Annotated in this window: 12 protein-coding genes; 4 read left to right on the plus strand and 8 right to left on the minus strand. The window is 74.9% G+C overall.

Translation table 11 applies throughout. The features are described from left to right. Positions 1-88 precede the first annotated feature (88 nt). Positions 89-1,066, minus strand: a complete 978-nt coding sequence (locus tag J1G43_RS14785) for an energy-coupling factor ABC transporter permease (RefSeq protein WP_207378744.1) — start codon at positions 1,064-1,066, stop codon at positions 89-91. A gap of 60 nt (positions 1,067-1,126) precedes the next feature. Continuing rightward, positions 1,127-4,834, minus strand: coding sequence for an urea carboxylase (gene uca, locus J1G43_RS14790; RefSeq protein ID WP_207378745.1), 3,708 nt, complete (start codon positions 4,832-4,834; stop codon positions 1,127-1,129). A 279-nt stretch (positions 4,835-5,113) separates the two neighbouring features. Here uca and J1G43_RS14795 point away from each other — a divergent pair, with 279 nt between their 5' ends. Beyond that, entirely contained in the window at positions 5,114-5,572 is a 459-nt protein-coding gene (locus tag J1G43_RS14795; protein ID WP_207340538.1) for a hypothetical protein, read from the plus strand. 10 nt (positions 5,573-5,582) lie between these two features. Here J1G43_RS14795 and J1G43_RS14800 read toward each other — a convergent pair whose 3' ends face one another. The 6 genes from J1G43_RS14800 to urtA form a co-directional block, all read right to left on the minus strand. Then, positions 5,583-6,305 carry a GntR family transcriptional regulator gene (locus J1G43_RS14800; RefSeq protein ID WP_207378746.1) on the minus strand — a complete coding sequence of 241 codons (723 nt, stop codon included), beginning with the start codon at positions 6,303-6,305 and terminating at the stop codon, positions 5,583-5,585. A gap of 84 nt (positions 6,306-6,389) precedes the next feature. Further along, on the minus strand, positions 6,390-7,082 hold the full coding sequence (locus J1G43_RS14805) for an ATP-binding cassette domain-containing protein (protein WP_207378747.1): 693 nt from the start codon (positions 7,080-7,082) through the stop codon (positions 6,390-6,392). Then, the gene (gene urtD, locus J1G43_RS14810; protein WP_207378748.1) at positions 7,082-7,981 is read right to left on the minus strand and encodes an urea ABC transporter ATP-binding protein UrtD; all 900 of its coding nucleotides are present in this window, start codon (positions 7,979-7,981) and stop codon (positions 7,082-7,084) included. The genes J1G43_RS14805 and urtD overlap by 1 nt, the downstream gene beginning before the upstream one ends. Further along, positions 7,978-9,180 (minus strand): urea ABC transporter permease subunit UrtC, encoded by a 1,203-nt coding sequence (gene urtC, locus J1G43_RS14815; protein WP_207378749.1) that lies wholly within the window; start codon positions 9,178-9,180, stop codon positions 7,978-7,980. Before urtC ends, urtD begins: the two co-directional genes overlap by 4 nt. After that, entirely contained in the window at positions 9,177-10,061 is an 885-nt protein-coding gene (gene urtB, locus J1G43_RS14820) for an urea ABC transporter permease subunit UrtB (protein ID WP_207340533.1), read from the minus strand. The genes urtC and urtB overlap by 4 nt, the downstream gene beginning before the upstream one ends. Positions 10,062-10,174: 113 nt before the next feature. Continuing rightward, positions 10,175-11,383: an urea ABC transporter substrate-binding protein gene (gene urtA / locus J1G43_RS14825; protein ID WP_372434892.1), complete on the minus strand. Its 1,209-nt coding sequence runs from the start codon at positions 11,381-11,383 to the stop codon at positions 10,175-10,177. A gap of 459 nt (positions 11,384-11,842) precedes the next feature. Between urtA and J1G43_RS14830 the strand changes: the two genes are divergently transcribed. From J1G43_RS14830 to J1G43_RS14840, 3 genes are read left to right on the plus strand one after another with little or no spacing between them, the layout of a single operon-like run. Then, the gene (locus J1G43_RS14830; protein ID WP_207340531.1) at positions 11,843-12,145 is read left to right on the plus strand and encodes an urease subunit gamma; all 303 of its coding nucleotides are present in this window, start codon (positions 11,843-11,845) and stop codon (positions 12,143-12,145) included. Between the two features lie 34 nt (positions 12,146-12,179). Further along, entirely contained in the window at positions 12,180-12,518 is a 339-nt protein-coding gene (gene ureB / locus J1G43_RS14835) for an urease subunit beta (protein ID WP_207378751.1), read from the plus strand. Continuing rightward, entirely contained in the window at positions 12,519-14,222 is a 1,704-nt protein-coding gene (locus tag J1G43_RS14840; protein ID WP_207378752.1) for an urease subunit alpha, read from the plus strand. Positions 14,223-14,228 lie beyond the last annotated feature (6 nt).

A 14,228-nucleotide genomic window follows, 5' to 3' on the forward strand; every position in this document is an offset into this window, starting at 1 on the left:
CCCCCCGGCCCCCCGCCCCTTCGCCCCCACCCCCCGCGGACCCCGGGGGGGTGGACCGGGCGCGGCGTGCGCCCGGTCCACCGCCGGGTCAGCGACCGACGGCGACCGCTCGCGGCCGCGCGACGGCGCCCGCGAGCGCGACTGCGACGACCAGGCAGACCACCACCCCGATCGCCCCCGCGACTCCGACGGCGAGCCCGCCGGCCTCGCCGTAGTCCGCCAGCGGGAGCCCGGCCAGCGCGTGGTCGCGTGCTGCACCGGCGAACCCGGTGCGCGCAGCGGTGGCCTCGAGCCCGTCGGGTGCCGCCGAGGCGACCGCGGACAGCGCCACCGCCGCCAGCCCGGCCACGCCGGTCAGCAGCCCGGCGGGCAGCAGCGCACCGGTCCGCGCGGGCCGGCCGCCCCGCGCCGTCAGCGCCGCGACCTGCGGCCGGACCGCGACGACGACCGCGACGACCGCGCCGGTCAGCACGGCCTCCCCCAACCCGATCAGCAGGTGGACGCCCAGCATCTGCCCCGCGAGCACGCCCAGCGGCACCGGGACCGTCCCGCCGACCGCGTACAGCCCGACGAAGGCCGCGGCCGCGGCGACGACGCCGGCCGCACCGCCGGCAGCGGCCGCGACCGGTCCCAGCACGCGCACGTCGGGGTCGTGGGCGCGCCGGCGGGCCACGCCCACGACACCGCGCGCGACCGCCCAGCCCACCAGCGTCCCGACGACCGCCATGAGCAGCGTGTTGGTCCCCAGCGCCGTCAGACCGCCGTCGGCGAAGGCCACGGCCTGCACGACCAGCACGACGGTCACCGCCAGCAGGCCCCACGCGGGGCCCAGCAGCGCGGCGGCCAGCGCACCGCCCATGAGGTGCCCGCTCGTGCCGGCGCCCACCGGGTAGTTGAGCATCTGCAGGCCGAACACGGCGGCGGTGGTGGCGCCGACGAGAGCCGGGTGGGGGCCGCCCGCGCGGTCGCGGCGCGCGCGCAGGGCCGCCGCCACGACGGCGGTGCCGGCGACGGCGGCGGTGGTGGCCGAGGTCGCGTCGGTCAGGAACTGGTCGGGGACGTGCATCGTCGTGCTCCTTCGGGTGCGGGGTTCACGGGTGGGACGGGTTCCACGGGTGGGACGGGCTCACGGGCTCGTGGGGAGGCCAGGGTTCGGCTGGAGGTCCCCCGCGGTCGGGCCCGGTCCGTCCCGGCAGGACGTCCGGACGGTGCCGTCGGGGCGCGGGCTCACCGCCAGCACGGCGAGCGGGGCGCCCGGCGCCACCTGCTGACCGGGCTCCACGAGCACCCGCACCACCCGGCCGGCGGCCGGTGCCGGCACCACGAGCTCGAGCTTCATCGCCTCGAGGGCCACGAGCGGGTCACCCTCGCGCACGTCCTGCCCCGGTGCCGCCGCCACCCGCCACACGGACCCGACCATGGGCGCCGCGACGAGCAGGTGGCCGTCGGGCAGGTCGGACGGCGAGGCAGGGGACGGGTCCGCGACCGTCGCGGGCACCGGCGCGCGGTCCGCGTCGAGCTCCCCAGCGGCCGCCCACCCGGCGCGCTCGGCGGCGAAGGCGGTGGCCCGCCGCGCCTCGACCTCGGCGATCTGCACGGCGTGCTCGTCGAGCATCCGCAGGTGGTCGCGGTACGCGAAGGTGCCCTGCTCGACGCGCACGTCCAGGCGCCCGGCCGCGAACGCGGCCCGCTGCGCGGCCAGCTCGGCGGCGTCGACGGGCTCCCAGACGACCCGGTCGAAGAACCGCAGCAGCCACGGCACGCCGGGCTCCGGGCCGCGTCCCGGGCCGTGCGTCGCCCAGACCGGCAGCGTCCGCCCCACCAGCTGGTACCCGCCGGGCGAGTCCATGCCGTACACGCACAGGTACTGCCCGCCCAGCCCCACGGTGCCGGGGGCGGTCCACGTGCGGGCGGGGTTGTACTTGGTCGTCATCAGGCGGTGCCGCGGGTCGAGGGGCACGGCCAGCGGTGCGCCCAGGTACACGTCGCCCAAGCCCAGGACGAGGTACTCGGCGGCGAGCATCGTCGCCAGGACGTCGTCCGCGTCCGCCAGGCCGTTCATGCGGCGCACGAGCTCGATGTTGGACGGCAGCCACGGCGCGTGCGCCCGCACCCCCAGGGTGTAGCGGTCGACGGCCTGCGCCACGGCGGGGTCCTCGAACGACAGCGGCAGGTGCACCCGCCGGGAGGGCACCACCATGTCGGTGGTCGGGGGCAGGGTCGCGTCCACCTCGACGAGCAGGTCGACGAGGCGCGCCGGCGGCAGCCGCTCGGGGTCGACGTGCACGTGCAGGCTCCGCACCCCGGGGGTGACGTCGACGACGCCGGGCACCGCCCGCGCCCGCAGCGCCCGGCCCAGCGCGTGCACGCGCAGGCGCAGCCCCAGGTCGAGGACCGGCGGGCCGTACTCGACGAGCACGTTGTCGTCCCCGCCGCGCAGGCACACCAGACCGGGACGCGCGACGGGGTCCGTCGGGTCCTGCGGCACGCGCGCGAGCACACCGTCGTCGCCGTCGTCCTGCCCGGCGCGCAGGTCCACGGGCACGGACGCGGCCACCCGCGCCGCGGGGGCGCGCAGCGCGGCGGGTGCCGCGGCCGTCACGGGGACCAGGCGCACGGTGTCCCCGGGGCGCAGCTGCCCGATCCGCCAGCGGTGCCCCGAGACGACCGTGACCGGGCACACGAACCCGCCGAGCGAGGGCCCGTCCGGCCCCAGCAGCACGGGGGTGTCGCCGGAGAGGTTGAGCGCCCCCACCGAGTACGGGTTGTCGTGCAGGTTCGAGGGGTGCAGACCGGCCCCGCCGCCGTCGGGCCGTGCCCAGCGCAGCCGCGGGCCGGTCAGCCGGACCCCCGCCCGGTCGGCGTGCGCCTGCACGCGCCAGGTCGCGTCGTGCAGCGTGCGGACGTCCGCGCGCGTCAGGTACGTCGGCGCGGGCTGCGGGCCCTCCTGGACGGCCAGCTCCCAGGCGTGCGTGAACCGTGGCCGCAGGTCCGGCGGCACGGCGGCCGTCGGCCCCGCGGGACCGTCCGCGGGCGTCAGCACGTCCCCGGTGACCAGCGCACGCCCCGTCGTCCCGCCGAACCCCCCGGGCACGAACGTCGCCGCCGAGCCCAGGTACCGCGGGGCGTCGAGACCCCCGCGCACCAGCACGTACGTCCGCAGGCCCGGGCCGGGCGGCGTCCCGACGTCGAGCACACCGCCGGCCGGCACCGCGACCGGCTCCCACTGCGGCACGGCCGCGCCGTCCACGCTCACGGGTGCGGGCGCGCCGGTGACGCACACGACGGCCCTGTGGCTGAACCGCAGCCGCGGCCCCTGCAGCGTGCACTCCAGGCCCACGGCACCCTCCGGGTTGCCGACCGCGGCGTTGCCCAGCCGGAACGACAGGTCGTCCACCGGCCCGGACGGCGGCACCCCGACGTCCCAGTGCCCCACGCGGCCCGGCCAGTCCTGCACGGTCGTCAGCAGGCCGGGTCGTTCGACCTCGACCCACGGCTCGTCGTCGACGACCTCGGCCAGGGTCCCGGTGGTGTGCCGGGCGGCGCGGACGTCGTCGTGCCGGAGGGCCGCCCGCAGCTGCGGCAGGTTCGTGGCCACCCCGTGCACGGCGGTGCCCGCGAGCGCGGCACCGGCGGCGTCGAGCGCGGCCACCCGGTCGGCGCCGTGCACGACGACCTTGGCGAGCAGCGGGTCGTAGTGCGTCGTGACCTCCTGCCCGGCCTCCGCCCAGGTGTCGACCCGCACCCCCGCCGGGAACGTCACGGCGGTGAGCCGCCCGGCGCCGGGCCGGTGCCCGCGGCGCGGGTCCTCGGCGTAGACCCGCGCCTGCACGGCGTGCCCGCGCAGCGGCGGGCCGGTGTCGGGCAGCGCCGCGAGCTCGGCCCGCAGGTCCGCGTCGCCCCGGGCCAGGCGCAGCATCCAGCCGACGAGGTCGACACCCGTGACCTCCTCGGTGACGGTGTGCTCCACCTGGAGCCGCGCGTTCACCTCGAGGAAGGCCGCCCGGCCCCGCTCGACGTCGACGACGTACTCGACGGTGCCGGCCGACCGGTACCCGACCGACGCGGTCAGGGCGCGCGCCCACGTGGCGAGCCGCTCGCGCAGGTCGTCGGCGAGCGCCGGCGCCGGGGCCTCCTCGACCACCTTCTGGTGCCGGCGCTGCAGCGAGCAGTCGCGGTCCCCCAGGCTCACGACGCGGCCGGCGCCGTCGCCGAACACCTGCACCTCGACGTGCCGTGCCCGGCGCACCAGCCGCTCGACGAGCACGCCGCCGCGCGCCGCCGGCAGGCGGGCGAGACCGTCCCAGGCGGTCCGCACGTCCGCCGGCGTCGCGCACGCCCGCATCCCGGCGCCGCCGCCCCCGCCGACGGCCTTGACCATCACCGGGTAGCCGAGCCGCTCCGCCGCGGCCAGCGCCTCGTCGACGTCGCTCAGCAGACCGCTGCCGGGGAGCAGCGGGACCCCGGCCGCGCGCGCCGCCCGACGCGCGCGGTGCTTGTCGCCGAAGACCGCCAGGTGCTCGGGTGCCGGGCCGACGAGCACCAGTCCGGCCGCCTCGACCGCCGCGGCGAAGCCCGCGTCCTCGGACAGGAACCCGTACCCGGGGTGGACCGCCCCGGCACCGGCGGCCCTCGCCGCCGTGATGATCGCGTCGGCGTGCCGGTAGGCGTCGGCGGGGCCGAGGGGTACGGCGACGTCGGCGTGGCGCACGTGCGGCGCGGCGGCGTCGACGTCGGTGTGCACCGCCACCGTGCGCAGGCCCAGCCGGGCCGCCGTGCGCAGGACGCGCACGGCGATCTCGCCGCGGTCGGCCACGAGCAGGGTGTCGAACACGGCGTCCTTCGGGTCGGCGGCCGCGTGCACACGGGCCGTGTGTCGACGTGCCGGTGTATACGTGCCGGTATCCGGACCGTAGGAAGCCCCTGTTTCCCCGGAGGCGCACAGGTGTGAACGGGGGGTTACGCACGTGGGCGAGGGCTGCGGGACCCGACGCGGGGCGCGGAGCCGGGGGCCCGCTTCACCCGTGCGCGCAGGGTGTCGCCGGCGCACCTGCGCGCGGCCCCCGTCTACGTTGGGCGATCCCACCACCCGACCCGGAGGACCCGCACACCCATGGCACGACACCCCGTGGCCGCACTCGCCGCAGCCCTCACGCTGACCGTCGTGCTCGGCGGTTGCAGCGCCATGCGCGACCAGGCTTTCGGGCCACCGGTCGACGAGAACGGCGTCGCGATCACCCAGGTCGTCCGGGAAGCCGTGGCCGAGGTGCTGCCGGACGCCGACGAGACGCACGTCGGCGCGCACCTCGACGGGTTCGCCAACACGATGACGGTGACCGTCAGGTGGCCCGACGAGGTGCCGCTCGACGTGACCGTCGTGCGGGACGGTGCGCGCGCGATCTGCGAGAACGTCAAGGGCTACGACGTGGTGAACTTCGGGTTCTACCTGATCGGCGCCGAGCGCCGCGCCGACATCCAGGACACGTGGTCGCAGGCGTTCCCCGACCTCCCCCCGGCCCGCGACACCGCGGCGCGGATCTGGGAGGACGACTGTCCGGTGGTCCTCGCCTGACGCACCCGCCTCAGCCCGTGATGGCCATCCGCGCCATCGCGTGCGAGGCGCGCTCCATGACGACCTCCAACGACTCCCCCACGTGCTGGTGCAGTGCCGTCAGCCCCTCGCCGAGGCGCTCGGCGAGCACGAGCTCGAGGATCTCCAGGTGCTCGTCGATGGTCGCGGTGATGCGCTCGTCCTCGACGAAGTCGTGCATGCGCACCGCGCGGATCTTCTGGTTCACGGTCACGAGCGCATCGGTGAGCTGGGCGTTGCCGGACGCCTGCGACAGCGCCCGGTGGAAGCCCTCGTCGAGCACCACGAAGCTGGGGTCCGGGTCGGGGACCACGTCGCGCAGCTCCTGCCAGCGTCCGAGCTCGGCGCCCAGCAGCGCCCGGTCGTGGCGCACCTGCGGGTTCTCGATGGCCCGGGCGATGCCGCGCAGCTCCAGGGTGATCCGCAGCTCGTACAGGTCGCGCAGCGACGCGAGCGAGGGCACGACCACCGCGTACCCGAAGTCGGTGCGCTCGACGAGCCCGTCGGACAGCAGCCGTGACAGCGCCTCCCGCACCGGGGTCCGGGACACCTCGAACGCCCGGGACAGCTTGGGCTCGGTGAGCCGGTCCCGCGGGGAGACCCTGCCGTTGAGGATCTCGTCGCGCAGCCGCTGGTAGACGTGCTCGCGCAGCGAGCCGCCGGCAGGGACCACCGCGGCGGCACCCGGCGCGACCGGACCCGTGGACGTGCTCATGACTCCCACCCCCTGGCTCGTGGTCGGCGGCGGCCCCGCACGACCGTCGCCCCGCCCGGTCGACCCGGGCCGGGACCGGCGCGCTCAGAGCGCCATCGCGGCACGCACGTCGCCCTCCTGCGCCACGCCGCCGGCACCGTGCGCGGTGACCCGCCCCGACTCCAGCACGTAGTAGTGCGACGAAGCGGCGAGGGCGAACCCGACGTGCTGCTCGACGAGCAGCACCGACAGACCGCCCGAGGCGAGCTGCACGATCGCGTCCTCGATCTCGGCGACGACCGACGGCTGGATCCCCTCGGTCGGCTCGTCGAGCACGATGAGCCGCGGACCGGTGATGAGCCCCCGGGCGATCGCGAGCTGCTGCCGCTGGCCACCGGACAGCAGACCGGCGCGCCGCGTGAGCAGCCCGCGCAGCGCCGGGAAGAGGTCGAGCGCCTCGTCGAGCCGCCGGGCCCCCTGCGCACCGGCGACGTCGGCGACCAGCTGCAGGTTCTCGCGCGCCGTGAGCTGCCCGAACGACTGCTGCCCCTGGGGCACGTACGCCAGGCCGGCGCGCACCCGCTGGTGCGGTCGCGTCCGCGTCACGTCCTCGCCGCCCAGCAGGACCGTGCCGGAGCGGGCGGGCAGCAGCCCGACCGCCGCCCGCAGGAGCGTCGTCTTGCCCGCGCCGTTGTGCCCCATCACGGCCACGACGGCGCCGTCCGGGACCTCGATGTCGACGCCGTGGACGACCGCCGTGCGGCCGTACCCCACGTGCAGCCCGCGCAGCTCCAGCATCACTCCACCTCCGTGCTCGCGGCGGGTGCGGCCGCCGCGGCGGCCGTCCCCCGCCCCCGGCCGTGCGTGCCCGACCCCAGGTAGACCTCGACCACGCGGGGGTCGGCCTGCACCTGCGCGACCGTGCCCTCGGACAGGACCTTGCCCTGGTGCAGCACGGTGACCGAGGCGGCGAAGGCCCGCAGGAACTCCATGTCGTGCTCGACGACGACGACCGTGCGCTGCTCGCCGATGCGCTGCAGCAGCAGCCCGGTCTCCTCGCGCTCGGCCTGGCTCATGCCGGCCACCGGCTCGTCGAGCAGCAGCAGGCGGGCGTCCTGGACCAGGAGCATCCCGATCTCGAGCCACTGCTTCTGCCCGTGCGCGAGCACCCCGGCGGGCAGGTCGCGGACCTTCGTCAGGCCGACCGTCTCCAGCGCGGCCTCGACCTCCGGCGGGATGCCGCGCCGGCGGCGCAGCATCGTCAGGGGCTTGCGGCCCGCGCCCGCGGCGATGTCGAGGTTCTGCAGCACCGTGAGCTCGTCGAAGACGCTCGCGGTCTGGAAGGTGCGCCCCACACCGGCGCGCACGATCCGGTGCGACGGCTTGCCCAGCAGGTCGACGCGGCCGAACTGCACGGACCCCGTGGCGGGTGCGAGCCCGGTGATCGCGTCGACGATCGTCGTCTTGCCGGCGCCGTTGGGGCCGATGAGGAACCGCAGGTCGCCGCGGGTGACCGTGAGGTCCACGCCGTCGACGGCCACGAACCCGTCGAACACCACGCGCAGGTCACGGATCTCCAGGTAGTCGTGCCGGAACCGCTCGCCCGGCGCCGCGAGGACCTGCTCGAGCGCCTCGGGGTCCAGGCCACCGGCGTCGTCGGGCACGACCGGCTCGACGCTCTCGGGGTGCGGGCTCATGCGTTCCTCCCTGCGGTGGGCGCGGCGTCGGCCGGTGTCGCGTCGGCGCCGTCGTCCCCGGTCGTGCGGTCCGGCGCGGCGTCGGTCGGTCCGGGGTGCGTCGGCGGCTCGCCGGGCGCCGCGTCACCGACGGCCCGGCGCCGGCGCCACAGCCCGCCCAGGGACGCGAAGCCCTGCGGCAGGAACGCGACGACGAGGATGAACAGCGCCCCCTGGAAGTAGGTCCAGAAGGACGGGAACTGCTCGGACAGCCCGGTCTCGGCCCAGGACACCGCGACCGCGCCGAGCACCGGGCCCAGCAGCGTCGCGCGGCCGCCGATCGCGACGCCGACGAGGAACCCGATGGACGGGATCACGCCCACGTCGGCCGGCGAGATGATGCCCACGACCGGCGCGAACAGCGCCCCGCCGATGCCGGCGAAGCACGCGGCGATCGCGTAGGCGACGACCTTGACGTTCGCGGGGTCGTAGCCGAGGAACCGGACCCGGTTCTCCTGGTCGCGCACCGCGACCAGCAGCTCGCCGTAGCGGGACACCATGAGCAGCCGCACGACGACGACCATGGCGATGAGCACGCCCGCGGCGATGAAGTACAGCATCCGCTTGTTGATCGGGTCGGCCAGGTCGTAGCCGAAGAACGACCGGAAGCCGTTGAGCCCGTTGGTCCCACCGGTGACCTTCTGCTGGCCGACCAGCAGGATCGCGAACGCCGCCGCGAGCGCCTGGGACAGGATCGCGAAGTACGCGCCGCGCACCCGCCGGCGGAAGACCGCCAGACCGAGCAGCGTGGCGACCGCGGCCGGCAGCAGCAGGATCGCCAGGACGGTGACCAGCGGGCTGCGGAACGGCTCCCACCAGCCGGGCACGACCCCGTCGCCGTACAGGAGCATGAAGTCCGGGACCCCGCCCGGGCCGGCGTCCGACAGCTTCATGTGCATCGCCATGAGGTAGCCGCCGATGCCGAAGAACACGCCCTGACCGAGCACGAGCATGCCGCCGCGCCCCCACGCCAGGCCGATGCCGACCGCGACCATCGCCAGGCACAGGAACTTGGCGAGCAGGTTGAGGCGGAAGTCCGACAGGACCGCGGGGGCCAGGCCGAACAGGACGACCGCGGCGACGGCGACGCCGATCCACACGCGCAGGGCGGGCCGGCGCCACAGGCCGGCCGGGGAGGTCGTCGACCGCGGGGCGCTCACGCCAGGCTCCTCGTCCGGACCGAGACCAGGCCCTGCGGCCGGACCTGCAGGAACGCGACGATGACGACGAACAGCAGCACCTTGGCCAGGCTCGCGGTCGTGGAGTACTCGAAGGTCGCCTGCAGGATGCCCAGGGAGAACGCCGCGATGACGGCCCCCTTGAGCTGCCCGATGCCGCCGACGACGACCACGAGGAACGCGTCGACGATGTAGTTGGTGCCCAGCGTCGGGCCGATCGACCCGAGCAGGGTCAGCGCGACGCCCGCGACCCCGGCGACCCCGGAGCCGACGAAGAAGGTGAGCCGGTCGGTGGCGCGCGTCGAGACGCCGGACGTCTCGGCCAGGTCGCGGTTCTGGACCGTCGCGCGGATCCGCCGGCCGAGCGACGTCATCTTGAGCACCAGCGAGAGGGCGATGACGCAGGCGATCGCCAGCGCCAGGATGAACAGCCGGGTCTTCGGCAGGTTCATGCCGAGGAACGGCACCGCGCCGGACAGCCACGCCGGGGCACGCACGTCGACGTTCGGGGCGCCGAAGACGTCACGCGCGAGCTGCTGCAGCACCAGCGCGACACCGAACGTGACCAGGAGCGTGTCCAGTGGTCGGCGGTACATCCGGGAGATCAGCGTGACCTCCAGCAGCAGGCCGAGCAGGCCGCCGACGACGAAGCCGACGGGCAGGGCCACCAGCAGCGACACCCCCGCGTCGGGGATGAACGCCTGCAGGACGAACGCCGTGTACGCGCCGGCCATCATGAACTCGCCGTGCGCCATGTTGATGACGCCCATCTGACCGAACGTCAGGGCCAGGCCGAGCGCCGCGAGCAGCAGCACCGAGCCGAGGCTCAGGCCCGCGAAGAGCTGGGAGAACAGGGCGTCCATGCGGCGCCGCCTTCCGTGGGGTGGTTCGACGTCCCCCGCGGGTGGCCCGGTCGGCCGTGGGCCCGGACCGGGCCACCCGCGTCAGGGATGCGTCCTGGCGTGCAGGACGAGGGTCAGGACAGGCCCTCGGCCCAGTCGTAGCCCTCGAGGAACGGGTCCGGCTCGATCGGGCCGTCGGACTCCCACACGGGGTAGATCAGGCCGTCGGCGTCGATCTTGCCGATGTACGCCGTCTTGGCGATGTGGTGGTTGTCGCCGTTCACGGTGACGGTGCCCTCGGGGGCGTCGAAGGTGACACCGTCGGCCGCCTCCTGGATGTCCGCGACCTCGAAGGACTCGGCCTTCTCGACCATGCCCTTCCACAGGTACAGCGACGTGTACGCGGCCTCCATCGGGTCGGACGTCGGACGGTCCTCGCCGTACTTCTCCTTGAACGCGGCGACGAAGGTCTCGTTCGTGGGCGACTCGACCGTCTGGTAGTAGTTCCAGGCGGTGAGCTGTCCGACGATGTTGTCGACGCCGATGCCGCCGACCTCCTCCTCGGCGATCGACACCGAGACGACCGGGACGGCGTCCGCGGTCAGGCCGACGTTCTTGTACTCCTTGAAGAACGCGACGTTGGAGTCACCGTTGAGGGTGTTGAACACCGCGTCCGCGCCGGAGGCCTTCAGCTTGTTGACGATCGTCGCGAAGTCGGTGTGCCCGAGCGGCGCGTACTCCTCGCCGACGATCTCGATGCCGTTGGCCTCGGCGTAGGCGTTGATGATCTTGTTCGCCGTGCGGGGGAAGACGTAGTCCGACCCGACGAGGAAGACCTTCTTCTTGCCCTGCTCGGCCAGGTAGTCCATGCCGGGGATGATCTGCTGGTTCGTCGTCGCGCCGGTGTAGAAGATGTTCGGCGACGCCTCGAGGCCCTCGTACTGGACCGGGTAGAACAGCAGCGAGTTCTTCGACTCGAAGACCGGCAGCATCGCCTTGCGCGACGACGACGTCCAGCCGCCGAAGACCGCGGCGACGCAGTCGGACGAGATGAGCTTCTCGGCCTTCTCGGCGAAGACGGTGGGCTCGGAGGCGCCGTCCTCGGCGACGATCTCGAGCTGCTTGCCGAGCACGCCGCCGGCCTCGTTGATCTCCTCCGCGGCGAGGTCGAGGGAGTCGCGGACCGTCTGCTCGGAGATGGCCATGGTGCCGGACAGCGAGTTGAGGAACCCGATCTTCACGGTGTCGCCGGACGTGTCGACGCACGACGCGCCACCGGAGGCCGACGCCGTGCCGGTCGCACCCTCGGCGGTGCGGGCGCCGCCGCAGGCCGAGAGGGTCAGGGCGGCCGCGAGCGCGGCCGCCGAGACGGCGAGCGCGCGCTTCCGGGCCGTCCGCGGGGGGAGGGGGTGAGTGGTCAACGGGGTGCCTTTCGATCAGGACGAGCTGACGGACGATGCCGGGCCCGGGCGCCGACCCGCCGCGCGCCACCGCGCTGTGTCCCGCGGCGTATACAGGCCGGTGCCCATGGCCGAGGACGCTAGAGAGGCCGTGTTTCTCGGATCGGGCCCGGGGCGTAAACAGTTGGTTTCGCGCTGCTGAGGGCGCGGTCAACCGTTCGTCGGCCGGTCGAGGAGGCTGCCCGTCGGTCGGGTCGACGCGGCCAGGACCGGGGAGCGCGGTCCCGCGCCCGAGCCCGCCGGCGCCGAGGACGCACCCTCGGCGACCGGTCCTGTAAACATCGCGTTTCATGCGTATACCGGGGCGCATACAGGCCGGTGCACCGCCCTAGGGTGCTCGCCATGAGGCTCACCCCCGCCGACTCCGAGAAGCTGCTGCTGGCCGTCGCCGGCATGGTCGCGCGCGACCGGCTGGCGCGTGGCGTCCTGCTGAACCACCCCGAGGCGGTCGCGCTGCTGAGCACGTGGGTGATCGAGCGGGCGCGCGACGGCGTCGGCGTCCCGCAGCTGATGGCGGACGGCCGGTCGGTGCTGAGCCGCGACCAGGTGATGCCCGGGGTCCCGGAGATGCTGCGCGACGTCCAGGTCGAGGCGACGTTCCCCGACGGTCGCAAGCTCGTCACGCTGCACGACCCCATCGCCTGACCCTCACCTGCCCGCACCACACGACGGAGGACCCATGTCAGGCACGTCCGCCGACGGCCCCGGCGCCGTCCGCACGCGCGAGGGCACGGTCGTGCTCAACGGCGACCGCACCCCCGCCGAGCGGCTCACGCTCGTCGTCGAGAACACCGGCGACCGTCCCGTGCAGATCGGGTCGCACCTGCACCTGCCGGACGCCAACGCGGCGCTCGCGTTCGACCGTGCCGCCGCCCACGGCTTCCGGCTGGACGTCCCGTCGGGGACGTCGCAGCGGTTCGAGCCGGGCGCGTCGCGGAGCGTCGACGCCGTGGCGATCCGCGGGGCGCGGCGCGTGCCCGGCCTGCAGCGCGGCAAGACCGACGGGGGTGCGCTGTAGATGGTCGCCATCTCGCGCGCCCGCTACGCGGCGCTGTACGGCCCGACGACCGGTGACCAGGTGCGCCTGGGCGACACCGACCTGTGGATCGAGGTCGAGGACGACCTGACGGTCGGCGGCGAGGAGGCCGTGTTCGGCGGCGGCAAGTCGATCCGCGAGTCCATGGCGCAGGGCTCGACGACCCGCGCCGAGGGCGCGCCGGACACGGTGATCACCAACGCGCTCGTCCTGGACTGGTGGGGCGTGGTCAAGGCCGACGTCGGCATCCGCGACGGGCGCATCGTGGCGCTGGGCCGGGCGGGCAACCCGGACGTCGCCGACGGTGTGCACCCGGACCTGCGCATCGGCCCGTCCACCGACGTCATCAGCGGTGAGGGACGCATCCTCACCGCCGGGGGCATCGACGTGCACGTGCACTTCCTGTCCCCGTCGCAGGTGCACGAGGCCCTGGCGACGGGTCTGACGACGCTCGCGGGTGGCGGCACCGGGCCGTCGGAGGGGTCGAAGGCCACCACCGTCACCCCCGGCGCGTGGCACCTGCGGGCACTGCACCGCGCGCTCGACACCGTGCCGGTCAACCTGCTGCTGCTGGGCAAGGGCAACACCGTCAGCGCGGACGGCCTGGCCGAGCAGGCCCTGGCGGGCGCCGGCGGGTACAAGGTGCACGAGGACTGGGGCTCGACGCCCGCCGCGATCGACGCCGCGCTGCGCGCCGCCGACGACTGGGGCCTGCAGGTCGCGCTGCACTCGGACTCGCTCAACGAGGCGGGGTTCGTCGAGTCGACGATCGGCGCGATCGCGGGCCGGTCGATCCACGCGTTCCACGCGGAGGGCGCCGGCGGCGGGCACGCGCCGGACATCCTCACGGTCGCGTCCCTGCCGCACGTCATCCCCGGGTCGACCAACCCGACGCTCCCCCACACCGTCAACACCGTGGCCGAGCACCTCGACATGCTGATGGTCTGCCACCACCTCAACCCGTCGGTGCCCGAGGACCTCGCGTTCGCCGAGTCCCGCATCCGCGCCACGACGATCGCCGCCGAGGACGTCCTGCACGACATGGGCGCGCTGTCGATCACGTCGTCGGACGCGCAGGCGATGGGCCGCATCGGCGAGGTCATCACCCGCACGTGGCAGGTCGCGCACGTCATGAAGCACCGGCGCGGCCCGCTGTCCGCCGCGCTGCCCGCGGACAACGAGCGCGCCCGCCGCTACGTCGCGAAGTACACGATCAACCCGGCCGTCGCGCACGGCATCGACCACGTGGTCGGGTCCGTCGAGGTCGGCAAGCTGGCGGACCTCGTGCTGTGGGACCCGCGGTTCTTCGGTGTCCGGCCCGACGTCGTCGTCAAGGGCGGGTCGATCGCGTGGGCCGCCCTGGGCGACCCCAACGCGTCCATCCCGACGCCGCAGCCGGTGCTCATGCGCCCGTCCTTCGCGGACGCGACGGGGGCGGACGTGTCGGTGTCGTTCGTCGCGCCGGCCGCGCTCGACGACGGGCTGGCGGGCCGTCTGGGCCTGCGCCGCCGTCTCGAGGCGATCCGCCCGACGCGCGACGTCGGCAAGGCGCAGATGGTCAACAACGACGCGCTGCCCCGCATCGAGGTCGACCCGGAGACGTTCACCATCCGCATCGACGGCGACGTCGTCGAGCCGGCGCCCGCCGACGTCCTGCCCCTCGCCCAGCTCTACTCGATGTTCTGAGCGACC

The sequence above is a fragment of the Cellulomonas sp. zg-ZUI22 genome (assembly GCF_017353535.1).
Classification (GTDB): Bacteria; Actinomycetota; Actinomycetes; order Actinomycetales; family Cellulomonadaceae; genus Cellulomonas; species Cellulomonas wangleii.

What these genes read in the sequence shown, in the direction of transcription:
- J1G43_RS14805 (WP_207378747.1), bottom strand. Translation starts at nt 7,082, where the DNA reads ATGCTGGAGCTGCGCGGGCTGCACGTGGGGTACGGCCGCACGGCGGTC.
- J1G43_RS14840 (WP_207378752.1), top strand. Translation starts at nt 12,519, where the DNA reads ATGGTCGCCATCTCGCGCGCCCGCTACGCGGCGCTGTACGGCCCGACG.
- ureB (WP_207378751.1), top strand. Translation starts at nt 12,180, where the DNA reads ATGTCAGGCACGTCCGCCGACGGCCCCGGCGCCGTCCGCACGCGCGAG.
- J1G43_RS14795 (WP_207340538.1), top strand. Translation starts at nt 5,114, where the DNA reads ATGGCACGACACCCCGTGGCCGCACTCGCCGCAGCCCTCACGCTGACC.
- J1G43_RS14800 (WP_207378746.1), bottom strand. Translation starts at nt 6,305, where the DNA reads ATGAGCACGTCCACGGGTCCGGTCGCGCCGGGTGCCGCCGCGGTGGTC.
- J1G43_RS14830 (WP_207340531.1), top strand. Translation starts at nt 11,843, where the DNA reads ATGAGGCTCACCCCCGCCGACTCCGAGAAGCTGCTGCTGGCCGTCGCC.
- urtD (WP_207378748.1), bottom strand. Translation starts at nt 7,981, where the DNA reads ATGAGCCCGCACCCCGAGAGCGTCGAGCCGGTCGTGCCCGACGACGCC.
- urtB (WP_207340533.1), bottom strand. Translation starts at nt 10,061, where the DNA reads ATGGACGCCCTGTTCTCCCAGCTCTTCGCGGGCCTGAGCCTCGGCTCG.
- J1G43_RS14785 (WP_207378744.1), bottom strand. Translation starts at nt 1,066, where the DNA reads ATGCACGTCCCCGACCAGTTCCTGACCGACGCGACCTCGGCCACCACC.